Source organism: Desulfurococcus amylolyticus Z-533 (genome assembly GCF_000513855.1).
In the GTDB taxonomy this organism is placed as follows: domain Archaea; phylum Thermoproteota; class Thermoprotei_A; order Sulfolobales; family Desulfurococcaceae; genus Desulfurococcus; species Desulfurococcus amylolyticus.
This window is the reverse complement of the sequence record NZ_KI911318.1, coordinates 905,286-929,550: the sequence shown is the minus strand read 5'-3', so window position 1 is coordinate 929,550 and position 24,265 is coordinate 905,286. Positions and strand designations below refer to the sequence as shown.

The 24,265-nt window shown below is 45.3% G+C and carries 23 protein-coding genes and 1 pseudogene; 15 read left to right on the top strand and 9 right to left on the bottom strand.

Going from position 1 to position 24,265, the window contains the following annotated elements:
* The first annotated feature begins 84 nt into the window (after positions 1–84).
* The 12 genes and pseudogenes from SPHMEL_RS04785 (at position 85) to SPHMEL_RS04730 (ending at position 8,740) form a co-directional block, all read left to right on the top strand.
* Positions 85–993, top strand: coding sequence for an ACT domain-containing protein (locus tag SPHMEL_RS04785; protein WP_232216766.1), 909 nt, complete (start codon positions 85–87; stop codon positions 991–993).
* A 375-nt stretch (positions 994–1,368) separates the two neighbouring features.
* On the top strand, positions 1,369–1,566 hold the full coding sequence (locus tag SPHMEL_RS04775; RefSeq protein WP_042667565.1) for a hypothetical protein: 198 nt from the start codon (positions 1,369–1,371) through the stop codon (positions 1,564–1,566).
* Positions 1,567–1,636: 70 nt separating this feature from the next.
* Positions 1,637–1,837: a helix-turn-helix domain-containing protein gene (locus SPHMEL_RS04770; RefSeq protein WP_420865879.1), complete on the top strand. Its 201-nt coding sequence runs from the start codon at positions 1,637–1,639 to the stop codon at positions 1,835–1,837.
* Between the two features lie 77 nt (positions 1,838–1,914).
* Positions 1,915–3,468, top strand: coding sequence for an HD domain-containing protein (locus SPHMEL_RS04765; RefSeq protein ID WP_012608432.1), 1,554 nt, complete (start codon positions 1,915–1,917; stop codon positions 3,466–3,468).
* A 15-nt stretch (positions 3,469–3,483) separates the two neighbouring features.
* Complete coding sequence (locus tag SPHMEL_RS04760; protein ID WP_042667563.1) at positions 3,484–3,735, top strand: hypothetical protein; 252 nt, start codon at positions 3,484–3,486, stop codon at positions 3,733–3,735.
* Between the two features lie 12 nt (positions 3,736–3,747).
* Positions 3,748–4,170, top strand: coding sequence for a hypothetical protein (locus SPHMEL_RS04755; protein ID WP_042667562.1), 423 nt, complete (start codon positions 3,748–3,750; stop codon positions 4,168–4,170).
* Positions 4,167–4,565, top strand: a complete 399-nt coding sequence (locus SPHMEL_RS04750) for a hypothetical protein (protein ID WP_042667561.1) — start codon at positions 4,167–4,169, stop codon at positions 4,563–4,565. Before SPHMEL_RS04755 ends, SPHMEL_RS04750 begins: the two co-directional genes overlap by 4 nt.
* Before the next feature lie 543 nt (positions 4,566–5,108).
* Complete coding sequence (locus SPHMEL_RS07640) at positions 5,109–5,456, top strand: transporter permease (RefSeq protein WP_338084904.1); 348 nt, start codon at positions 5,109–5,111, stop codon at positions 5,454–5,456.
* 12 nt (positions 5,457–5,468) lie between these two features.
* Positions 5,469–6,551 (top strand): annotated as a pseudogene (locus SPHMEL_RS07635) (SLC13 family permease).
* Between the two features lie 42 nt (positions 6,552–6,593).
* Positions 6,594–7,142: a nicotinamide-nucleotide adenylyltransferase gene (locus tag SPHMEL_RS04740; protein WP_042667560.1), complete on the top strand. Its 549-nt coding sequence runs from the start codon at positions 6,594–6,596 to the stop codon at positions 7,140–7,142.
* Between the two features lie 17 nt (positions 7,143–7,159).
* Entirely contained in the window at positions 7,160–7,834 is a 675-nt protein-coding gene (locus SPHMEL_RS04735) for a YkgJ family cysteine cluster protein (protein ID WP_042667559.1), read from the top strand.
* Positions 7,835–8,740: a biotin--[acetyl-CoA-carboxylase] ligase gene (locus SPHMEL_RS04730; RefSeq protein ID WP_042667558.1), complete on the top strand. Its 906-nt coding sequence runs from the start codon at positions 7,835–7,837 to the stop codon at positions 8,738–8,740. It abuts the gene before it with no gap.
* A gap of 5 nt (positions 8,741–8,745) precedes the next feature.
* Here the strand turns inward: SPHMEL_RS04730 and SPHMEL_RS04725 are convergent, their stop codons facing one another.
* Entirely contained in the window at positions 8,746–10,089 is a 1,344-nt protein-coding gene (locus SPHMEL_RS04725) for a TldD/PmbA family protein (RefSeq protein WP_042667557.1), read from the bottom strand.
* Positions 10,090–10,091: 2 nt separating this feature from the next.
* A complete protein-coding gene (locus SPHMEL_RS04720; protein WP_042667955.1) occupies positions 10,092–11,483 on the bottom strand; it encodes a TldD/PmbA family protein in 1,392 nt (463 codons plus the stop codon).
* 123 nt (positions 11,484–11,606) lie between these two features.
* Between SPHMEL_RS04720 and SPHMEL_RS04715 the strand changes: the two genes are divergently transcribed.
* Positions 11,607–13,895, top strand: coding sequence for a DEAD/DEAH box helicase (locus SPHMEL_RS04715; protein WP_198011721.1), 2,289 nt, complete (start codon positions 11,607–11,609; stop codon positions 13,893–13,895).
* Positions 13,896–14,047: 152 nt separating this feature from the next.
* On the opposite strand, the gene SPHMEL_RS04710 is transcribed toward SPHMEL_RS04715, so the two are convergent.
* The 4 genes from SPHMEL_RS04710 to SPHMEL_RS04695 all read right to left on the bottom strand — a co-directional run bounded on the left by SPHMEL_RS04710 (position 14,048) and on the right by SPHMEL_RS04695 (position 17,374).
* Complete coding sequence (locus SPHMEL_RS04710) at positions 14,048–14,752, bottom strand: hypothetical protein (RefSeq protein ID WP_232216764.1); 705 nt, start codon at positions 14,750–14,752, stop codon at positions 14,048–14,050.
* A 4-nt stretch (positions 14,753–14,756) separates the two neighbouring features.
* The gene (locus SPHMEL_RS04705; protein ID WP_042667556.1) at positions 14,757–16,037 is read right to left on the bottom strand and encodes an ATP-binding cassette domain-containing protein; all 1,281 of its coding nucleotides are present in this window, start codon (positions 16,035–16,037) and stop codon (positions 14,757–14,759) included.
* A gap of 56 nt (positions 16,038–16,093) precedes the next feature.
* Complete coding sequence (locus SPHMEL_RS04700; protein ID WP_042667555.1) at positions 16,094–16,795, bottom strand: ECF transporter S component; 702 nt, start codon at positions 16,793–16,795, stop codon at positions 16,094–16,096.
* Positions 16,796–16,867: 72 nt separating this feature from the next.
* Positions 16,868–17,374: an NUDIX hydrolase gene (locus SPHMEL_RS04695; RefSeq protein ID WP_042667554.1), complete on the bottom strand. Its 507-nt coding sequence runs from the start codon at positions 17,372–17,374 to the stop codon at positions 16,868–16,870.
* A gap of 100 nt (positions 17,375–17,474) precedes the next feature.
* Between SPHMEL_RS04695 and SPHMEL_RS04690 the strand changes: the two genes are divergently transcribed.
* Positions 17,475–18,194 carry a flavodoxin family protein gene (locus SPHMEL_RS04690; protein WP_042667553.1) on the top strand — a complete coding sequence of 240 codons (720 nt, stop codon included), beginning with the start codon at positions 17,475–17,477 and terminating at the stop codon, positions 18,192–18,194.
* Here SPHMEL_RS04690 and SPHMEL_RS04685 read toward each other — a convergent pair.
* On the bottom strand, positions 18,191–18,880 hold the full coding sequence (locus SPHMEL_RS04685) for a DUF357 domain-containing protein (RefSeq protein ID WP_012608415.1): 690 nt from the start codon (positions 18,878–18,880) through the stop codon (positions 18,191–18,193). The genes SPHMEL_RS04690 and SPHMEL_RS04685 overlap by 4 nt on opposite strands.
* 110 nt (positions 18,881–18,990) lie before the next feature.
* Between SPHMEL_RS04685 and SPHMEL_RS04680 the strand changes: the two genes are divergently transcribed.
* Positions 18,991–20,661 (top strand): hypothetical protein, encoded by a 1,671-nt coding sequence (locus SPHMEL_RS04680; protein ID WP_042667552.1) that lies wholly within the window; start codon positions 18,991–18,993, stop codon positions 20,659–20,661.
* A 287-nt stretch (positions 20,662–20,948) separates the two neighbouring features.
* Here the strand turns inward: SPHMEL_RS04680 and SPHMEL_RS04675 are convergent, their stop codons facing one another.
* Together SPHMEL_RS04675 and SPHMEL_RS04670 are read right to left on the bottom strand one after the other, a co-directional pair.
* Entirely contained in the window at positions 20,949–22,574 is a 1,626-nt protein-coding gene (locus tag SPHMEL_RS04675; RefSeq protein ID WP_042667551.1) for an APC family permease, read from the bottom strand.
* A gap of 185 nt (positions 22,575–22,759) precedes the next feature.
* Positions 22,760–24,046: a TrpB-like pyridoxal phosphate-dependent enzyme gene (locus tag SPHMEL_RS04670; protein WP_012608412.1), complete on the bottom strand. Its 1,287-nt coding sequence runs from the start codon at positions 24,044–24,046 to the stop codon at positions 22,760–22,762.
* Positions 24,047–24,265: the final 219 nt, after the last annotated feature.

The window sequence follows — 24,265 nt, the reverse complement described above, 5'->3', positions numbered from 1 at the left end:
CTTCCGATGCCTTTTTGGAGGAATGGGGATGTTTTTTTAATCCCGTGTGCTAATTATTATTATGTGGATTACAGTGTTAATGAATTGCGGGGGTGTTATATTATTCTACGCCGGCTTTTCGGTGGTACTAAAGTAGGTGACAAAGTAGGTGGGGATGCTTTAAGAAATATTTATATTCCAACCGGGTTCCTCCTCAGGGATAAGCCATTCACGCTGCTTGACCTCGTGGTTAGAAACGGTAAGGGCGTTGTTGCTAGGATAAGCGAGTTAATACTTTCAAGGGGGTATAGTATAGCTAATATTACTACACCGGGCATTGTCACTAGTGACATGGATAAAGCTAGACTATTTATCCTTGTAGAGGATTGTGATGAAGCCTGTGGCAGGGAGCTTGCTGAGGCTTTAAGGAGAGATTTAAAGGATATTATTTCATCGGTTGAATACCTCTCCGCGTTTAACATCTATATCTTCCCCAGGAATATAGTGCTGTATTTCATAGATGCAAAGGCCCACGTGTTTACTCATGGATCACTTCGTGAAGGCTTCCGAGAGATGTACATGTATCTATCATCCACGCCTGGCTTGGAGAGCCATATCCAAAATGCTTTGAGAAATATGGGTAAAGGGATTGGTAGACACTTGTTTAAGCGGTGGAACATGAGGATCGAGGATGTAGGTGGTTTCGAAGAATACGTTAAACAGGGATTGAGGTTCTTTGAGGCCATATATAATGCAATGGGGCTTGCATCCAGGGTTAGAGCATACACTGAGGACTACATTAACTATGTTATAGAAGTAGTAGATAACTGGGAGTGCTCAGCCTTATCAGAAGCCAGCTTATCCGCCATGCCGCAGATAACCCTTGGAATAATAGAGGGCTATCTAGGTGGGCTACTGGGTAAAAGAGTGGTGGCCACCGAGGAGAAGCATGCCCGGAGCCCTGGCGAAAGCTGTGTATATACGGCTAAATCACTTGAATCACATATTGAGTAACTAACCAGGATATTATTTACAGCTGAAAGCCTCGCCATTTATGGCGGGGCGAGTACTGGCACAGAGACGTGGTAGCTGTGTGGAACTTGCTCCTCAGAGCCCTGCGGGGCGGTGGGAGCGGTGCTCCAAGCCCCGCGGGCCTCAACCTAGATGGGAGCCCCGTGCCGTTGGGCTCGACCGCCGCCAATGAACCCACGGTGATAGCACGTGACCTGTGGGCGAGGCGGATGTCCCTAGAGGCGACCCTAAATGACCCTAAAAAGCACAGAACAGCCCTCTAGGGACAAACGGTAGTCGAGGAGATAAGTGGAGAATATGCCTCGACAACATGCTCGTTATGTAAGATGCATATAGATCATCAGGATATGGAGAGAGATGCTCAAGTGCTTCAGGCACGATAAAGTATTCAATGCAGACCTAGTTGGAGCATTCAATATATTATCTAGTAAGAAGCCCGTAGCCCCGAGCCCCGCGTTAAGCGGGGTAGGGGTAACGCGCCTAAGACCAGGCGCGGGGTTGAACCCTAACGGGGATGTAGCCTCAAAAATCCCTGCGAGAACCCTCGCTCTTTAGGGCGGGAAGGAGGTCAGATCTATAGCTAATTAAGTCTTTAAATATCTCAATGGTGATCAATTAATCTAGGGTGATTGATTTGAGCGAGCAGAAAACCGTTAAGGAGAAGCTATTAGAGTTTCTAAGCAAACAGGATAAGCCGTTAATGCCTAAGGAGATAAGCAGGTTAACCGGGATGAACTATAATACTGTGAGGGCTAGGCTCCATGATTTAAGGAAAGAGGGCCTCGTTGAGAGGGTGCTGGAAGGCTGGATTGCCAAAAAGACATAAATGGAAACCAGGTTACCCCCACTCTACTCCAGTTTTTCATCTGGTAATCCATCCAGTGTTTAAGCGGTGATTATTTAATGCAGCCTCATAGTGGTTTCATGGAGTTATTTACATGGAAAATGGTGAGCGACCCTATATACGGCTTCGTTTACTTCAACAGGGAAATCGAGGAACAGATTATTAATAGTAGCCTACTCCAGAGACTCCGCTACATAATGCAGTTGCAGACAGCCCACCTTGTTTACCCTGGCGCTGTTCACACCAGGTTCCAGCATAGCCTCGGTGTAATGCATCTAAGCGGGTTGGTTGCAGAGGATTTAACATGGAAGCTCGTGTCTATTTATGGAAGGGAAGCATTAGAAGACTACTCTCCTGCCACACTAATAGAGGCCAGTAGACTAGCCGGGCTACTCCACGATGTAGGGCATGCAGCCTTCGGCCACTCCTTCGAGCACTCTGTTCTATGGAGGAGGACGATGCCCAGTGAGTTAGCGAATCATGAGAGGATAGGACTCAAGCTAGTGGAGCTAGTCTTAGAGGATGCACTCATTAAACTAGAAGAGAAGTATGGTTTAAACGGTTTAAACGATGTCTTAAAGAAGCTACTGAAGGATAATTATGATGGCCCACCGCTTATCAGGATGTATAGGTGGGTTATCAAGGATGGATTGTATCCAACCGATATAGTCGACTTCCTCAGGAGGGATAGCTATTATGCTGGTACAAGCGAGTATGGTTATATAAGTCATGAGAGGCTCTACAGGAACACCTACCCCCTCATAGAGGGAGGCGGCTTCAAACCCATCCTAGATAGAACTGGTCTAGGAGAGTTTAAGCAATACATGATTGCCAAGGCAAGCATGTATGAGCACGTATACTATCACAGTGTTTGCAGAGCCTTCGATAAAATACTCGACACGCTCCTAGAGAGACTTGATGAGGAATACGGGCTCGTGGAAAGAGTGATCGCTATATCCAAGGGAAGGATCGAGGACTTCCTCGAGTTAACCGATGTATACGTATACAATATCCTCCTAGGTAAGGCTTTAAGGGAGGAGTCCGAAACCGGGCGTCTAGCCAGGTTGATGCTTATCGAGAGGAAGCCTGAGTGGAGGCGTGTCGGCGGAGACTACGTGTTAAACGGATACGGAGGACCGAGGTTCATTAGTGAAATACTTAAATTAATCTTTAACAGGGAGTGGAGGAGTAAAGTTGTATCCGCTCTCACGGAAGAATTATCTAGAAAGCTTAGTGGAATAGGGGTTACAGAGGAAGATGTATGGGTTGACGTACTCGATGTATCACCGGTGCCCAAGACCCTTCTGTACCCTGGTGGAGAAAACAGCATACCCGGGGTTGTGGTTTACACCGGTAAAATACTGGGCAGACAGATAGTCGTGGGGCAAGAGATAAATCTACTAGAGGGAGAGCTGCCTCTGGCAGTGATATTCAGGGCCTACGTGAGAAGAGGTAAGTACAGGGTTGAAGCAGAATCCATAGCCTCTAAGACCATTGGGGATGTCTTGGAGAGCCTGCTCAGGATAAACATGGATGAGTATAGGAGGAGTATTGAGGAAGCATATAAGTCTGCCACGGGTATTGATTACTCGAGATTCAAACTCACAATGTAACGGGGGCTAGTGTAAATGACTAGGCTGATAATCAACATGTATTTCAAAACCGATGAATATGTTGTAGAGGTGAGCAAGTATAATAGTGAAGGATTACTAGAGGAGTCGAGGGTTTACGAGGGTGTTAAACAAGTAGTCTTAAGTAACCTGGTTGTTAGAATAAACAGGCAGCTCCATGACCAGCCATGGAGCCTCATAGTGGAGGCCGAGAACCCGGTTATAGAGTTCAAGGAGAAAAGCCTCCTCTATGTGTATGAGAAGAGGTAACGTGTGATCTAGATGAGTAGCATAGGGTATTTTAAAATAGAGAACTCTAGAAGTAGGAGCGGTAAGCATGCCGCTTCAAGCACTCTGCTAATATATAGGAGGGGTATAGGGGTGGTAAAGCCTGGGAGGGAGAATATTATTGAGGAAACCGAGGCTAGACCCACATATGTCAAGGGCTCAGCTAAATCCATTAAGATCACTCTTACACATGGAGATTTCGCTATATATGGCTGGTTCGTGAAAAACTATATGGGAAGGATTAAAGGATATATTAGCATTTACAATCACAGGGGTGAACTAGTATATAGGGCTAAATACCTTAACGGTGTTGCCAGACGGGGAGTGGGGAGCCCGGTCTACGCCTGGCTTGCGAGAATATTTATCGAGACGCTGAATATACCTGTCTCCAAGACCCATTTAGGTGATGAGAAGTGAGTGATATAATTGTCCTGGCTGAACGCATGGCGAGGGCTTTTTCAAGATATAATTGCTTCATATTCGAGGAAAACGAGCTCGAGAAGGTTAGGGACCTTGTTATAGCAGCTGAGTTGAAGGGCCTCGTTGAGGTGAAGCAGGTGGATCCACGATACCCATACATATATATTGTAACACCATGGACCCGGAGCCTTGAAAAAGACTGTGTTTCACGCGTAAACATAATGCTTACAGAGGGCAGGCTAACACAGGAGGAGTATAAGAAGTATAGGGCAAACCTAATCGAGCAATGCATGGTCAGCGGGGAGGTCGAGGTCTCCAAGAGAATTGTCGAGGCTTTAACAAGGCATATTAATAAGTTGAAGAGTAGTAGCAACGAGAGGAAGAATCCATAGCTATATATCCACGGCTTCCACCCACTGTGAAGCAGTCTGGGTTCGAGTCTGGTAAATACCTGTAATTACCTATAAATACTTCTAATTGCTTGCCTCACCCCCTAGATGGAAATACAAACCAGAATAGATAGAGGAAACCGATGAACTCCCTAAAGGAAACCCTCATCCCTCTAGGGCAAAGAGGGGGGTCACTGTATACTACTGGCACTTCTCTTATTGGCTCGTGCGGCTACTTAATGGCCTTGTAGGGGTCCTCCACCATTAGAAGCACCGCTAATGGGTCGTTGTCAATGACTACGAAGTCCAACCCGATTCTGCTAAGCCTGATTACGGCAAACCTGTAGTTATCCGTACCTGTTCATGCATCACAATCATGTTGAAGCTCAACTTCAGCGCCTCACTAAGCTTCATACTCTCCTAATCGAGGAGATGGCTATTGAGCTGAAGCCGGGGTGGCCTACAGGGGACCACAATCTTTTCATACTCCTGCTTCCAATTCATTTGTACTAGCCTACATGAAGGAGTAATGTGGGGTTTAGTGTCATGAATACCAGATTAAAGCTCCTTATAGCTGTGTTAACGCTCATGACAGCTCATTTAGTGGCGTCGGCATTGCCCATAGGTGGGCTGGATCAGAGAGGTATGGTGATGCTGGGGATAGCCCTACTGGCACTCGTGTACTGGTCTACGGAGTGCGTTCCAATACCAGTAACGGGCCTCATAGTAATGTTGTTGCTCACGCTATACGGCATCTTTCCCTTCTCCAAGTCCGTGTCCTTCATAGCAAGTAAGGTGAACATACTCATCATAGCCGGCCTCGTGATATCTGCCGCGCTCTCCACACATAAGCTCGACAAGCTCCTGGGACTCAAAGTGCTCTCCCTAGTTTGAGTCAGGGTGCATATGGTAGTGCTTGGAATGATGCTTGCAACAGCCCTTATATCGATGTTGATGTCAAACACAGCTGCAGCGGCCCTCATGACCCCCGTCGCAGTAAGCATTCTCAGCATGGTGGGTGCTAAGTCAGGGGAGAGCAACCTTGGTAAGGCCTTAATGATAGGCATCGCATATGCAGCAACAATAGGTGGTATAGGAACGCCTGTGGGCACGCCGCCCGTGCCAATAACGATTGGAAATATTGAGAGCTCCTTGGGAATCAGGATAAGCTTTGTAAAGTGGATGATATGGGGGTTCCAATAGTGCTTGCACTGACTCTAACTGCCTGGAGAGTTCTCCTATTGCTCTACCCGCTTGAGCGGGAGGCCAAGACAGTGAACAGGGAGGCAATTGAAAGAGAGCTCAGGAGCATGGGGCCCCCTTACGCTGGTGTAAAAGAGGACCATAGCGTTGATGGCGCTTGCAGTCATACTCTGGCTCATTGAGCCGCTCGCAGTTTTGCTGCTAAGCGGACAGCAGTGGGTACTTGACTGGACCTACGCGGCCTCGCTGCTGGTAATAATGCTATTCTTCATGCCTGGCATTGGCGTCCTAGAGGCTAAGCAGATAAGTGAACTGGACTGGGGAGTAGTGTTCCTCGTAGCAGGCGGACTCGCTCTCGGCGAGGGACTCAGGGAGACGGATATTCTCAAGTTAATCGCCGACTCTCTGAAGAGCCCGCTTCAGGCCTATCCACAGAGCCTCGTCTCAGTAATAATTGCAGCTATATCGGTTCTGAGCATTGCTGTAATATGTAGCATAACAGCAACTAGTGCAACAATGGTTCCACTTGCCATTAGCGTGGCAAAGACGCTGGGTATGGACCCCAGGACAAGCACGGTGGTTACAGTAGCAGCTGGGCTTGCCTCGTGCTACGCCTTCCTGCTCCCAGTAAATACACCCCCAAACGCTATAACGTACTCCCACGGCTACTTCAAGAGCTATGAAATGGCTAAGGCAGGCATTATCATCATACTTGCAGGCATAGCACTAATAATCGTTATAATGCCTCATAGTATCCCTATTGATTTAGGAGGGTTTTTAAATTAAGATACCTGATAGGGGTTAATTGATCGTGAAAAGGTGTCTTCGATGGATACTGGGAGATGCCTTATAATAGCGAGGTTTCAGCCATTCCATTACGGCCACTTAAACGCTGTAGAGTACTGTTATAGAAACTATGATGAAACCATAATAGTGGTTGGGATGGCTAGTCAAAGCCATACACCTGAGAACCCGTTTACAGCTGGTGAGAGAATACTTATGATTAGGGAATCACTTAAATGGGCTGGACATGATTTATCAAGGTATATAACGGTTACTCTTCCCACACTCGAGGTGAATAGGGCAGCCATACACTTTGTTAGACAATACAGTCCTCCATTTAAATCCGTGATCACATTAAACCCGATAATACAGAGGCTCTTCATGGAGGAGGGGTATGTGGTGATTACCCCGCCCCTCAAGGAGAGGGATACATATAGTGGTTCAACCATTAGACGACTAATACTAAATAATGACCCCCTGTGGAAACAATTAGTTCCGCCACCAGTCGTGGAGATAATTGAAAGTATAGGAGGAGTGGAGAGAATAAAGATGCTTTACAGTGAGAGGCTACCAGGGTATTATGCCACCGCCTAGCCGGGATGAGATGTATTATGGAGGAGGAAATACCTGTATTCAAGTGCCCGGCTTGCGGACTGTGCTGCACATTTTCACCCGTCTCCATACTGCCCCATGAAGACGTGGTGCTTGAAATCATAGCTGGGGTACTCGATCTACCTTATAAGAGTCAACCAGGATACACGGTTTACGATGAGATCTCGGGTTTGAATATAGCTTTCAGCTATATAATGGAGCTCAACAACGGTAGATGCGTTTTCTTAAGCGGGGTTAGGTGCCTGATACACGATGTATACAAGCCGCTGATATGTAGGAGCTATCCCTATGTACCCCGTCACGTTAAATACAATATAGATGAGAGGGGTAGGTATATACTGGCAACAGCTGACTACGGGATAAGCTTAGCCTGTCCAATAGTTAGGAAGGATCGGGGTGTATTGGAGAAGTATTCTGAGAACCCCGGTCTAGTAATCAGGTATATGAAGAGAGAATATGAGGCGGCCGTTGAAATGGAGAATGCTCGGAACCTATTGTTAGGACTCCTCTCAAAACTATGGAGGGAGGGGTTAGTAGAGTTATCGACAGGTAAGAGAAACGCGCCTGTGGTAAACCTCTATGAATTTTTGAGGAAATACTACCCGGATCTCCCTAACATGCTTAACATTGATAAAGTCGTTGAGAAGATTAAACTATTAGAGGAGGAGAAGTAAATGAGTAGCGAGCTCGCATTAAAGCTTGAACTGGTGAGAATTCTCTCCGAGCACGACGAGATACCTATCTCCGAAGTGGTGAGAGAGATAGGTGTACAACAGGATGAATTAATCAGCATGATTAACGAGTTATCCAGGTATTACTTAATGGAGACCGCGAGATCCAGGGTTTCATGGAGCCCGGGTGATAATCCACGTAGATTAAAACCATGGGGTTGGAACTACCTATATAGAATTATAACAGGATCCACGATGACTTCAGCGAAACAGATGCCACCATGGAGTATAGTTGTATCAGAGATGCAGACACAGGGTAGAGGAAGACATGGAAAGACATGGATAGGGAATCTCGGAGGATTATGGATCACGTTCAAGATTAATACCACACCCCAGGTAACACAGGTTCTTTCAATAGCGATACCAGTCCTCCTAGTCAGGATGCTAAGAGATAAACTCGGTATAAATGTTGAAATCAAGTGGCCTAACGACATAATATTTGGGGATAAAAAGATCGCTGGGATACTCCTGGAGGGCGAGTACAAGGAGTCAGTAATGGTCACCTATATCGGGATAGGCATAAACGTTAATAATGACCCCCCGCTTGAAGTGGCTGAGAGCATTAAGAACATAGTGGGACACCTGATACCGCGTAACAGGATCCTCTCCTATCTCTCCGGGTGGATTGGCAGGTTGGATAGATTAGCCGGTAGGCCAGATGAGTTGAGGATGGAGTATATGGAGCATCTCTCCACACTAGGTAGAAAAGTCATAGCTATGACAAGCAGTGGTGAAATACAGGGGATCGCAAAGGATGTGACAGAGTATGGAGAGCTGATCATTGAAAACGAATCAGGCAGCCATAGATTGTCAAGTGGTGAAATACTTAGGTTAAGGCATGCCGAGTAACCACCTTACCTCCCAGCCACATTAACCCCGTGGATCCATAGGCTTGGGGAGCCAACCCCGTTATTCACAGCTAGGTCTCCTCCAACACCTGCAAGACCGTTGTTCAGCCACTCGTAGATGTTACCAGTGATTACTACTCCTTTAACTGGTTGAATAATCCTACCTTTTTCAACTAGCAATCCATGGCTCACTGTGGCCTTCACGACGCCGTTGACTGGGTTACTCATCCAATACCCGATCATCTCGTAAACCACTAGCGCTCTCCCAGCTTCATTAATGAAGCTGTTTAAATCACCCCTAACCGGCTGAAGTATAAGGTTGGTAACACCCGGTTGCACCGGGCTACCGGGTGAACGCCTGAACCCGTTTCCAGTAGTCTCGGTACTCATCCTAGATGCTGTATAATACGAGTGCAATGGTTGCTTGAACACTCCTTTATCAACCACTATTTTACTATATGTGCCTACACCTTCATCATCGAAACTCCTACTACCTAGTTCCAGGGGTATCAATGGGTCATCTATTATAGATACCTGTTGCGATGCAACCTGCTTACCTGTTTTATCCTTCAATGGGCTCCTTGACTCAAGAATGTTTAAGGCTGAGAAAGCCGGTGCCAACACGGTGGAGATGATTAATCCAGCTGCTTCTGGAGCCAGTATTAAATCGTAGACGCCGCTTTCCACTAATCCTGCATTAGTGAATAACGTTGCCAGCTCACCTGCTTCTTCAGCCTGCTTCAATATATATGATTCGTCGAGTCCGCGTTTAGCTATGAACATTGATTTATCGGATGAGCCGCTAGGTGATTCAGCGCTTAATGTAAGCCACATGCTAATAAATGTGCACTCCGAGCTAGTGTCGACTCCATGCAAGTTTAAAACACGTATCTTCTGGGTACCTAGGTTCAACGAGCCCTCGACGACGATGGCTTTCTCAACATGCTTCTCCATGGCCTTGCTTCTCAAAGTCTCCATGGTGTTTAATAGTAGTTTGAGGGCTTCTTCATCGCTTATATCAGTGATTCTTCTATCGAGGCAAGTAGTACTGCTAGCTCTACGTATTAATGGAGGAAAGCCAGGCCAATAAGGGTCCTCAGGGCTCGAGTTAACTATTCCAACTAGTTCACTCACGGCTTTTTCTGGCTCGATGTTTAACGTGGTTAAAGTAATGCCACCGATTTTCCTTCCAACCGCGCCCCTTAAACCTATATTTGTTATTCTCGAACGCGAGGCCTCCTTAACCATATTGTTTGATACAGTGAATGATAATATATTGGATTCAATGGAGTAAACCTCTACTTCGCTCAACCCTTTCCTAATACCTATCTCCAAGAGCTTCTCGAGCAAGCTTAGCCACCCCCAATAGTGAATCCCCTAACCCTGACATGTGGTCCTCCATCCCCTACCCTAACCATCTGTCCGCTCTTACCGCATCCACCAAACACGCTTGTTTTAACAACCAGGTCTTTTCCCACGGCATCCACGTTCTTCAGTGTCTCAAGTATTATACCACTTAACATGACTCCTTTAACTAGTTTAATAGGCTCACCGTTTTCAACTATGTAGCTTGGACCACTTGTAAACGTGAAGGCACCTGTTAACGGGTTTACCTCACCTCCCATCGCACCCTTACCCCTGATATATAGTCCCCTCCCCATATCCCTAATCATCTCCTCTGGTTTCCAATCCCTGGGCTCCATATAGGTGTTCGTCTGCCTCACCAGTAACGTGTTTCTAAAAGACATTACGCGGGCATTACCAGTAGGAGATGCTCCGAGTCCCCGCGCTGTTGCAAGACTATGGAGAAAGGATGACAACACGCCATTTCTCACCGTATATGTTTTAAGCTTAGGGGTTCCTTCATCATCATAGGGAACGTAGACCCCTCCCTCGACTCTTCCATCATCAATTATTGAGACAAGGGGGCTGGCCACGGTTTCCCCGATTCTACCGCCGAGGACGCTTCCACCGGCTTCAACTATGTCTGCCTCGCTTGCATGCCCAAATGCCTCGTGAAGCATTAGTCCCACAATCTCGTTATCCAGCACAATGTCATATCTACCCGGTTTCACATGCTCTGCCCTCGCTGCATCCACGGCTAGCTTACTGTTCTCAGCAACGTAGTTAAGCCAGTTGAACGACTTAATGAACTCCCACCCAGCTACACCTGACTCGCTTGTCCACAGCATCTCGTATCTACCCTCCACGCTGGCCACTGCCCTTACCCCTACCCCAATCATTCTCCGCGTGAAATCAATGTAGTCTCCCCTACTGGAGACGTATATCCTGTGATCCCTCTCATACCCGTATGGAATAATGAGGCTTGAAATACCCTGTACCCCTCTCCCAGCCTTATACATGTCGAATAATAGTTCCACCTTCTCTGAGAGATCCACGTTCTCAGGGTTTAATCCATAGTGACTCACAATCCTATCCCTGTAGACTGGGCGCTCGAGTAATCCCTGTTCCATCCCATGGTGCCCTAGTACCCTGGCCAATTTAATAGCTGACTCCACGGCCTCTCTCATACCTCTCCTACTTAGATCATTGGTTGAGGCATAACCCATCAGTCCTTTTACTAAAACTCTTACACCTATACCACTGGAGTAAGTGGCCGTTGCCTCTCTTAAAACACCATTGTCCACAACCAGGGATTCATAGTAGTAGTCTTGGTAGCGGACATCGATAAACTCCACGCCGAGCTCCAGCCCGGTTTTCACGATGTAATCTAGGTCTATCATCGGCTCCAAGAGGAACACCTTTATTGGGAGGCTAATTAAAAATAATTGTCTCTGTTAACAAATATATATTTCGTTCCCGGGAACTGGAGGCTGCAACTAGAGATTCATTGACTTGTAACGGGGATGGGCCTGGTGTTCAGGGATCCTCTGGTTAACGAGGTGGATGAGGAGCTTAGATCCAGGTATCCTGAGAGCGGGGTAGCTGTTATATATGAGAGAGTGGAGGAGACACGTGAACCAGAGCCTGGTCCAAGTATAGAGGAATTAGATCTACCCGGCGAAGTAGCCAGGATTCTTCACCGTAGAGGAATTAGGAGACTATATAAATTCCAGTATGAGGCATATCGTCACATTCTAAACAGGGAAAACACTGTGATATCAGCTGGTACAGGTACCGGGAAAACTGAAGCATTTCTGCTCCCTATCTTGAGGGAGATATATTATGTGAGGAAGAGTAATCCAAGAGCTATGATACTATATCCAACGAAGGCCCTTGCAAGGGATCAGCTTAATAGGTTTACTGATTACACTGTGTACCCAATAATAGGCTTCAGCATATATGATGGAGATACACCCAGGAGGCAAAGAGAGAAAATAGGATTGAATCCACCCTCACTCATAATATCGAATCCGGATATGCTACATATAGGGTTAGTGTATAGCTCATATATTAGGGGCTTCGTGGAGAACAGTGAGTTCATGGTTTTCGATGAATTACATGTCTACGAGGGAGTTCTAGGCAGCCACATACATCATCTTGTTGAGAGAATAAAGAGAACCAGCAGGGAGAAACCAGTATTCATAGGTTCATCTGCAACAATTGGTAACCCAAAGGAGTTCGCTGAGGAATTATTTGGTGAGGAAGTCGTTGAGGTGAGGGGTGAGGCGTTCAGAAAGGGCATGGTTACACATGTACTGGTTTCATCAGGCTATTTAAGCAGGTGGAGCGTCGTAGCTTATCTATGCTACATCCTGTCTAGGAGGGGTTTAAAATACATTGTTTTCGTTGATAGCCAGCAACTAGCTGAGTTGCTCACAAGGATTCTTAAGACCAGGTATAACGTAAACATTATGGTTCACCGTGCCGGCCTACCTGCTGATGTAAGAAGGGATATCGAAGTAAAACTGAGAAATGGCTTAATAGATGGAGTTGTAGCAACTTCTACATTAGAGCTTGGTATAGATATAGGAGCATTGGATGCTACTGTAATGGCTATGCCTCCCCCCTCATACTCGAAGTACCTACAGAGAGCTGGTAGAGCTGGTAGACGAAGGAAAGGCTATGTTTTCACAGTGCTAGGGGACGACCCGATAGATGTATACTATGCTAGATCCCCGGAACGGTTTTTCACGCAGTCAATTCCACCGTCCGTTATAGAGCCCTCGAATGAGGAAGTAGCTAAGACGCATCTAGTAGCATATCTTCTCCAATCATGGAGAGCCAGGATCGATAGCATACCTGGTGAATGGAGAAATATTATAGATGAGTTAGTGGCTGAGGGGATCGTGAAGAAGACTGGAGAGTATATAAGACCTATACCTGTCTCTGCTAGGAGGCTCCTAAGTACACAGGGTGGTTTAAGAGGGATGGGCCCTATTGTGGAGATAGTTGATTCTAGTAGTGGAGATACGTTGGCCACGAGGGAGTTACCTGTGGCACTCCTGGAATTATATCCCGGCGCCATCTACCTGTACATGGGGGAACCATATATTGTTGAGTCGTTGAACCTAGTGGAAAAGAAAGCACTTGTTAAGACACCGGGGGAAAATATAACGGTATATACCAGGCCATTATATACTGTTGACGTCGTTAACTACGATGTATTAATGGAGAGAAAGAGTAGCAGAGGAATAATGGCGTCTTATGCCAAAGTAGTATTAGAGCTAAGCGTGAACGGGGTAGTCGTCAAAGACATGTATACTGGTGAAACAAGATTCACAATGGATCTTGAAAAACCCATTAAATATCAGTATTCAACCAGGGCGCTTCTATTAAAATACCCTGCATATGAGGAGCTAGGGATAAAGGGTTGTGCAGAAGCATTTCACGCAATAGAGCATGCATTAATTTCAGCGGCGAGAGTGACATGCGGCTCCGGTTTAACAGATTTAGGCGGTATAAGCTATCCTAGTGGCGATATAGTAATATATGACTCAGCTATAGGTGGCAGTGGCTTATCTAAGCTACTCTATAAGAGACTGGAAGAGACAGAGGATGTAGCATTAGAAATCATGGGCAAGTGCGACTGCTATGATGGATGCCCAAGATGTATCTATAGTCCATACTGTGGTAATAACAACCAGGTACTCTCACGGAGGAAGGCAATATACGTACTCAGTAAAATTAGAGAAGGCAAGGCTCAAGCAGTAGCACACCCCCTTGAGTTGCGTGGGGGAAAGCCATTGGTTTAAGTAATTTAGCTCCCTAAAGCATTGATATAGGTAGTGATGAGGGTCCCGAATAAAGAGCCGTGCGGCTGTGAAGAGACTACAGGTGCTGAGTACTTTTTCAGAGGTAATTATGATGCATCATTTACTTGCAGTGTTTTTAAGAAATGAAGATGTTAAATGTGTAGGAACAGTAAGAAGTAGATAATATCATTCACCGCTAATATAATACTATACTTAAACGAGTAAACGGGGAGTACAGGATATTTTGCAGGAGTGTTAAGCTTGTAGAAGCAGTACTCCTCGATAAAGCCCCCTATTTCAAGCAGGCTTGCTACAGCTGGTGGTATCCTATTCAATGTTTTCTCTTTTTTAACGTATCCTATAGCTAGGCTTTCAGTAAATGATTTGAGCCCGTAAGGCATAAGCCTCCAGATCAATAATGGTATATTACCGACTCTTCTCGCACCAAGCTTGATAAGTAGTGATGAGATTTCCAGTGGTGAGACAATCATGAATGCAAAAGCCACTATCACAGAGAGGGCAAGTGTTTTAACAGCGATTAATGGTATCAGTGAAGCATCTACTGGGGCGAACCCTATGATTGATGCTATCAGGGCTGTAAGAGACATATACAGTGAGATTACTGATGAAAGAGCTAGGATAGATATAGTCCATTCATATCCCGGCGATATGAGTCCCAGGATTAATGAGAGCACAGCCATTCCGGTTAATGATCTTAGATTGTTCTCCAATAATATAAACACGGTCAAAGATAAGTGAAGCATCTTGACGACCCAGTGGGCTTGCCTAAATCCTGTATCACCCTTAAGAAAGAGTATTTTATAAACAATAGAGACAAGCCAGCTAATAAACCCCATAGTCTCAACCCACTCTAAACTCATAGTCAAGGAGCTTGATTACCCTCTCATCATGTGTAGCTACTACAACTGTTCTCCCCTCGTTGACTAGCTCTAATAGTACCTCAAGCACCCTTGATGCATTGGCTTGGTCAAGTCCTCCAGTTGGCTCGTCAATCAAGTATATATCGAAACCTCCTAGATACGCTGAAGCCAGTGCCAGCCTCCTCCTCTCCCCTGAGCTAAGTCTTGCCAGTGGGGTGTCTAGTATCCTAGAGATATCGAATATCTCAGCGGTTTCAAATACCTTCTCTTCTCTACCATTAGCCATGTAGAGCAGCTCCTCACGTGGAGTAGGCTTGGTGAAATATAGTAGGGGGTTTTCAGGTATGTATACTGGGGTACCGAGTCTATTAATAAATCCTTTGGTAGGTTTCAGTATCCCGGCTATGAGTTTTAGGAGCGTTGATTTTCCGGCGCCATTCCTCCCGGTTAAACCAGTGATCAATGACTTCTTAACCTGGAGTGATAAGCCTCTGAATAATGGTTTTTCACCAGGGTACTTAAACCAGATGTTTTCTATGTCCACGGCTACCTCATCGTTAACAACTCTCATAGTTTTACTTGGCTGATAGGATTGCTGGAGCACCGCGGTATCCCATTCACCATAATATTTAGTAACCCCATTCTCTAAAACCAGCAGCTTTCCCGCTAATTCCCTCCAGAATAATGGATCATGGTCTATAATGATTATGGAGGCTCCATTATCCCTTGCATCCCTAACCACATCTGCCACTATTCTCCTAGCCTCTCTATCCAGGTATACTAGTGGTTCATCCAGGATCAATACACTGGATTTCTTAGCTAGGGCCTCAGCCCATAGAAGCCTCTGAGTTTCACCAGCGCTTAGATTTATCGTTAATGAATCAATCTTACCTGCAAGCCCGAGTTTTTCAAGGAATACACTGTTACACTTTAATCCAAGCTGAGAGAGTATAAAGCAGTGTTCTGCATACACAGTGTAACCTACTAGCGCGTACCAGGGTTCCTGTGGTATGTATGTCACCAGCTCATATATTTTCTCAAACGGTATCTCTAGAAGTGGGTAACCATTAATTAGTATTGAGCCCTTGAATAAGCCGCCGCTTCTACCCAGTAACCCAGTCAATGCTTTTGCTAGCGTTGTCTTCCCGCTTCCCGATGGCCCGGTTACAACTAATACTTCCCCATTGGAGACATTGATATCTATTCCCCTAATGATGAATCCATCTATATAGCCGGCTATCTCTATATGTGCCTCAATCATTTCCAGCTCACTCGATATTTAGGAAGCGTTAATTAGGCGAGGTGTTAATTAATACCTTACTTTAAATACCCGGCTCTTCTAAGCCATGAGACAACCGGCAGTGCCACCACTATACCTGTAATAGCCTGCCCTATATTCACAGGTATCTCAATAACGGCGTCTATAGGTGGCCTACCCGTGTAGGGGTTCGAGATAAAGTATTCGTATATGAAGTAGCCCGTGACCATTATCATGCCTCCAGTTAATAGGGCCAGTGCTTCACCCATACTACTATACTTCATTAATAATGAGTAGATTAACGTGAAACCCAGGAGCATGCCTATGAGTAGCCAGATATACCATGGTATATTTACCTCGAAGCCTGTTAGGCCGACCTGCACGATGCCCGAGTACTTCACTAACGCGAACCCTGTGAACACGGAGGCGTACACTGCGCCCAGTAACCCACCAATGATTTTCTGGTGTCTCGACCTGAGTAATCTGGCAAGATACCCTGCTACCAGCCCCTCCAACAGCTTTATCATCAGTGTGCCCGGCGCGAAAATCTGGTAGCCAGTGGTTAGATCAGCTAATGCGGCACCTACTCCCCCAGCTATCCCGGCAACTATGGGTCCCGATGCGAGGGCCGCTACATATATCATGGATTCGCCCAGGTTGAAGTACCCGCCTGTGGCAGGCTGGTATATTTGAAGCACTATTGTTGCAGCGTAAACGAGTACGGTGAAGACCACTGTTTCAACTATAAGCCTGGTCTTCAATTACATCACCGTTACACGGGTATTTTATTGAACCTATTTAAGAGTTCGTGAACGTTCAATACATCTTCCCGGTTAGATGGACTGATAAATGTTATCCCCGATCTCCACGACTATGTTATCAATGCCCTCTATGGGTATGTAGTTCAACCCTTTCTTCACTATATATCCCACAAGTCTTGACACAGTCCTGGACACCTCCCCGCTCTCCAATGCTTCCTCGAGGCTAAACCATTTAACGTCTACGGCATCACTGCCAGGCCTAGCCTCACTCTTGACGCTTTCAGGATTGAATAATACATCCACTATGATATAATGGTATTTCACTCTTCTCGAGTTGTCTAGCACAATATTGTTTAAAATCCAGATTACTCCAACGGGCTCAGCATCAAGCCCTGTTTCCTCCTTCAGCTCTCTTCTAGCGGCATCACTTATTTTCTCACCGGGCTCTACAATCCCACCTGGCAGGCTCCATTTACCTCTAGCAGGCGGGCTACCTCTTTTAACCAGGAGTATCCTGTTATCCCTGATTAAGACTGCTCCTACAGCCCCTATAGCGAAACCCGGGTATTCTCTCCGCATCTTTTACGCCATGTCTCAATAATTGTCATGGAATTTATTTTTAATAATTGTTCGAAGTATTAAACATTACTCTATGGTGTGATCTAACCAGGTGGTTTACATGGAGGATAAGCCACGAGTTTTAATAATTAATGCTTCGCCGCGTAAATATGGGTCTTCAATGCAGTTATCCGTGGTGGCTTCGAAAGGAGTGATAGATGCTGGAGGTATACCAGAGATAATCAGCCTATACGACTACAAGATAAAGCCCTGCATAGGGTGCGTGTCGGATGGTAATAAATACTGTAGGTTTCCCTGTGTAATTAAGGATGACGACTTCAACTCGCTGGCAGAGAAGCTCCTGAACTCCCATGGATTCATAATATCTACACCAGTATATTGGTATGCCCCAAGCGGCGTCCTAAAAAACTTTATTGATAGGTTGACAAGTATGGAGCACATGATATTCCACAAGGGTAGAAGCCTGTTGGAGGGTAAGGTCGCAGGGTTCATTGCCACAGGTCTCGACAGCGGAGTAATGATGGCTATATCATATCTAGCCATAGTAATGAGTAGTATGGGTGTGCACATTATCCCATGGAGTATGGCGTACAGCCACCTAGATGACGTCACCAGGGATGAGCAGGCCCTAAGAGACTCCTATAACGTGGGATATATCGTGGCTAAGACCGCGAGGGCCCTGATGAATTATGAGTACATAGGGTATAATCCATCAGTTAACATAGTTGAATTAGCTGAACTAGCTCGTAAATACGCTATTGCAGAGTCAGCTGAGAGGGAGGAAAGAATTAGGAACCTTGAAAGCCTTCTGAATGGTTAACAATACTTGTTTTTTATCCTCTCGATAATCCTGCTAGAGCTCCACTCGCCTATCCTTGACTCCAGCTTCTCAACCCTCACGTTACTTAGCCCCTTTTTCTCGAGGAGGCTCTTCAATTCGTCTGGCTGGATCCATTGATCCGGCCCTAGAAGCACAATATCCGGCTTCAACTCTACAATTGGTTTTAAGAAGTCCTCTTCATCACCCATTATTGCTTTTGACACGTATTTCACGTTTTCCACGATCAGCAATCTCTCTTTTTCATCCATAATGGGTTCTCTCCCCTTGAACCTGGTGAAGTTTCTATTCCTTGAGACAACCACATATACTTCTCCAAGCTCCCACGCCCTCTTAAGCAAGTAAATATGACCTGGGTGGAGGAACTCGAAGCTGCCTGCCACGAGAACCCTAGGCCTCTTCAATAGTTCTGAGAGAGGCTTCCAGTTGAATGAGATAATGTTTTGATATCTCAGCGAGTCAAGGAGACCCTCCGCGTATGCTATGCAGGCTAGACTAGTGAAGCAGTCGTTTTTTTCGAGATAGTACTTTGCATCGCTTGCATAGCTACAGGCTAGCTCAATAATGTATCGATGCCTTGGATCAAGCTCCCTGATAGCGGTTGCTTGTTGGAGCACCTGTTCGACATTATCTATGTAGGCTTTAACTCTATCACATAGAGTGGTCATTCTATGTGTGCACCCGGTTATCCTTTACTGTGTCATAGAATATTGCTCCAAGTATTTAATCCGTGAGCTATAATAATCTTTAATGGTTTGAACCGAGGGTTGATTGTTTCATGGGTGAGGAGGGATATATTGATCAACTACTTGATTTCCTGCGATCAAGGAGCTTTCACAATGGGGAGGCTTCAATAATACCTGTCTTAACTCATCCCTGGAACGTGGCCAGTGTAGTTAATAGGCTCGGCGAGGAGCTAGGGATATTGGACTTTATTATTTTAACCAGGAAAGAACTAGTCGATGACGTGTATCAATCGCTTTCCCAGGAACCCGCCCTCACCAGTGAACTAAATATATACGTGGATCACATGTATGTGAAAAGCATATTGCATGACAGCGTATTCGATAACGCCGTAAGGCTTCAGTACTTTATAAATAATATTAGCGATAGAATCAGGAGAATATATATAGATTTAACCCTCACAACCGGCCCATTCGCGGTAACGCTTCAAGGAGTTTTTAGTAAGACAGGGAGTCACCCGATAATATATACCTACGTGGATACTATACCGTTACCGGGGCTCCCGCAATATCCTAGTAGCCCTAGATGGATGCATAGGGTGTATGTCTATGATGATGAGTCTCATCCTTTAGAGACCAAGCATGGTGGAACCGGGGATAAAACGCTCTCAGCCACTATTTCCGGTAAAATAATGTGGAAGGGAACGCGCGGTATATTCGAGGATATCTCCAGAATCATGAATAAGTTAATAGATGTCAGGTTGATGGAGAAGATAAGTGGTGAATTCAGGGAGGATATCTCAGAGTCCTCTCCAGTGCTTGTGGTAAACGCTTTGAACTCTGTGAACGGAGAGAGAAAGAAGATTATATCGCTTAAACTGATCGAGGGACCCGATGAGGATTCAGTCAATATGATGATGAGTAACTGGAAAATACTGTCGGAACTAGTCTATGAACTCCACAAGGACGCTGATAAGTCATCCATTGAGAGGATACTAATGCAGTTCCAGAGATATACTGGTGCAGTTGACCTAATAGCTAGGGAGCTCGAGGGGCAGAATGCCAGAGACTATGATGGCTGGAAGATGCACAGCCTCCTAGTAGATATGTATAGGAGGCTTAGAAGACCCATAGCCCTACTCCCCGACACCAATATGTTCTACCAGGGGCTACATATGACACTGTTGAAGGCTAGTATTAAAAACGGGAAGCCATGGAACCCCATCGATGGTGTCAGGATATATATACCTGTCTGTGCTGAGGCCGAGATAAACGGGAAAGTGGCAGGGGTTTCAAGCGAGACAACCGGAATCTCTAAGTACTCTTATATAATGGCTTTGCTTGCCAATAGAGCTATAGATGAGATCAAACAGTATTACAAGGGAGTACATCTGCCTGCTGTGAGCCAGCCTTGCGAGGCCTCAATAGCTGTGGTGGAACAGGGTTTAAGCGAGGAAAGGATAATACTGGTAACAGCGGATAAGAAAGCATATAATGCATGGGTAACCCTGAATGTCTGTAGGGACAGGGTTATATGTATATACGTGGGACACAGGAATAAGCCGTTGAACATAGATGGATTGTACTCTAAATTCTATGCTAGCATTGTGCTGGCAAGCCAGATTTACGTGGCTAGCTCTATAATCCCTCTAGAGCTCTCTATGGATAATAAAAGGATCCGCATGGTGCTTGAAACACTCCAAGGTGCTGGGGCCCCGGTATTAAACATTATTGAGGAACCTACTTCGTACCATAGAGCAAGTTGATCAGTCATGGGAAACTATGGGGAGATGTTGGGAGCATGGAGAAAGCGGTTCTCTACCCACTGCTCTCCCTAATAACATGGCGTCTTGGGTCTAGTGTTAAAGCTCGCTAAGAAAACGAGAGAGATAACCTGAAGGTATACTTTTTTACCGGTATTACGGCTACTACATTACTTAATGTAGTGTATACTTGGCGTCAATCCCCTATTGATAAGGGATCAATTTAATTAAAAACGATTGACACCCTTTCAGTCTTAGCAAAAATCTCGATTTCAGCCAGCTAGCTGGAACTACATTGGAGGTATCCTGGAGAATACCTCCTCGTATCTTACACCACGGTGCTTCATGTATATTGTGACAGCAATAAATAAGAGGAGGATGGCTCCGAATAACGATGTAGTCACTAATATATCAGTTGGTGAGGTATTGGCGCCAACGGTTAGCGCTAACCCGAATCCAATCGTTGAGGATGTGTAACCCACTATGTATAGTAGCCCCCTGCTTCTATATGTAAATCTATTGTACAGTTTCTCCGAGAACAGTGGTACAGAGATCAATGAGAGCCCTATGAAAACCAGGAAAATCGAGTATCCTAGATTTATCATTTTAAGGAATGAGAGCTCTAATTGCAGGTTAGACTTAATGAAGATTGTTGACAGTAGTATCAGGGTTGAGAGCACGTATATGAATAGGTTCGAATAGTGGGGTACACCGGTTCTATGTGATATCCTAGCCAAGAACCTCGGCATCAAGTGGTCTTGGCTCAGCGCAAGCAATATACGGATACCACTGTTCCAGATAGTCAGCATAGTGTTAAAGTAGAACAGGTATGCTACAGCAGTGAAGATTAACGAGGTATAAGTGTTATCAGTGTAGACCGATATAATGGTGACCAGGCTCGGTGAAGGAGGTGTATTAGTGCCCATAATAATCTCTAATACCCCGGGATAGTAGTGATAGAGGTAGCTGTACGCTGATAGGAAATCGTATCCAGCGATAAGCGTTATAATAACTGGTGTAACAGTATAGAGAGAGATTAATGTAGTGAAGCCAGTAATGTATCCTTTTAAATATGAGTTAACGGGGTCTTTAACCTCACCAGCTATGAAGCTAGCGTTCTCCAAACCTAGGTAAGCATACACAGCTACACCGAGCAACGCAAGCGTGGCATTCCACTCGCTTACAGGTTTAAGCGCATTAACGACTACTCCATTGACAACCCCGCCGTACTGGGCTATACTTATTATTTTCCCATAGGAGTCATTGAACAACGTGTTCCAGTTATTAATGAAGACCCTGCTGGAGAATGGGTAGAGTGATACGAGTATAGCTATGTATAATACCAGGGATACTGCCACGGATACATATAATAGTATTTTTATAACCCTCCTCCCAAAAATTGTTGCGACGAATAAGAATGTAATCATTATAAATGCTATAATGACTGTAAAGAGTACACTCTTCAGTGACTCCCCGAGCGTGGTGAGATAACTATTATTAGTGATATACCCGCTCATAATAAATCCATCGCTTAAGATCCCTGTGGAAGAGTAGGCCAGGAAACCAATGGTCAATAATCCCCCGCTTAGAAACAGGTATAATGCTATAGAGAGAAAACCTGGAAGCGCTCCGAAGGTCCTGCTCACCAGTATATAGGGGGATGCACTACGCGGAAGAGATGAAGCAGTAATCATGAATGATAATACGATGGGAATAAACATTAGCCCAGCTAATAGGAAGGCGTACGGTACTACTCCACCATAAAACCCGGGTGAGCCTGTTGCTGATACAGAGTAGTATAAGAGTCCTGAGGCCAATGGATTAGCTATAACCCATAGAAATATATCGAACCATGTAAATTCCCTTCTAAGTAGATATGCTCTGAAAACCGTGAAAGATGATTCCTCATCACTCATATAGCATACCTCTATCCATTCAAACTATTATTACACCTAGATTCTATATTTATGTTTGTAGAATATAAATTTTTGATGAAACAATAAACATCATATTTCCCATGATTTACCTGGATTGGAGATTGAATAAAAATACAAAATATCTTACTTTAAATAGAGCTCGCCATAATTCTAATCCAATACCACTAATGATTCCTCGTGTACGCTGAGAGATCCAGTAGCCCATGTCCGCTTAGATTGAATAATATTGTTGGTTTCTCGCTGGCACCCCTGTATTTCAACGCTACATCTATCACTGCTTTCACTGCATGAGAGCTTTCAGGGGCCGGAAGAATACCCTGGGTTCTGGCGAATACGAGTCCAGCCTCCAATACCTCGTCCTGAGGGTATGCAACTGGTTTTACGATATTGTTTTTCACAAGTATGCTTAGCGAGGGAGCAACGCCATGGTATCTTAATCCACCTGCATATATTGGCGGTGGGATGTAGTCATGTCCCAGGGTATACATTTTTAATAATGGTGTTAATCCGGCTGTATCGCCGTAGTCGTATCTATACTCACCCCTGGTCATAGAGGGAACTGTTTCTGGTTCAACAGCGATGAACACTGGTGGCTCGCCATTATTATAGTTGTAGCCTATGAATGGGTATGAGAGCCCAGCGAAGTTGGAGCCTCCTCCAACGCATCCAATAACATAGTCTACTCTCTCAACCCCTAGTAACTCTAATTGCTTAATGGCTTCTAACCCTATCACAGATTGATGCAGTAGTACATGGTTTAAGACGCTTCCAAGGCTATACTTAGCTCTACCCCCACTCAACACCACATCTTCTATTGCTTCACTTATAGCTATACCTAGGCTGCCAGGGTGATCAGGGTTCTCTGCTAAGAGCTTTCTACCGGTATTGGTCTTAGTGCTCGGACTAGGATATACTTCGGCACCATAGGCCTCCATCAGGATCCTTCTATAAGGTTTCTGAAGATAACTAGCCCTTACCATGAATACCCTTACCTTTAACCCGTATATGTTACCAGCTAATGAGAGAGCTGAGCCCCACTGACCAGCGCCGGTCTCAGTGGACACCCTTTCAACGCTTTCAACTGCATTATAGTATGCCTGTGCAACAGCTGTATTGATTTTATGGGATCCCGTGGGGAGTACACCCTCGTATTTAAAGAATATTCTTGCATTAGTCTTCAAAGCTTCTTCCAGTCTTCTCGCCCTTATCAATGGCGTGGGCCGTCCCAGCATAAGTAGTGTCTCTCTGACAGCCTCGGGGATAGGTATTCGGCTCTGTGTACTGATCTCCTGGTCCACGAGACTCCTGGGGAATAATACTTCCAGCTCGCTTCTTTTAACTGGCTCCCCGCTAGGATGAATCATGGGAGGTAGTGGTTCAGGTAGATCGGGTACTATGTTATACCAGTAGGATGGGAGTATATCGGGGGTTTGGGTACTTCTTAATTCCATTCCAACATAGTATCACCAGGAGGTAATATTTAGGGGGTTTGACATATAAATCTTTGCTTTTTGTATAATAATTAATGAGAAGATTATGTATAAAATATAGATGGCCACGGCTGAAAACCTCTCTCAAAGAGCGTGGTGCCGGGAAACATTTATAAGCCTTGTAATCGTGCTATCTATATCTCAGTATAATAATAAGTTTAGAGGTCGCGATCGGGCTGG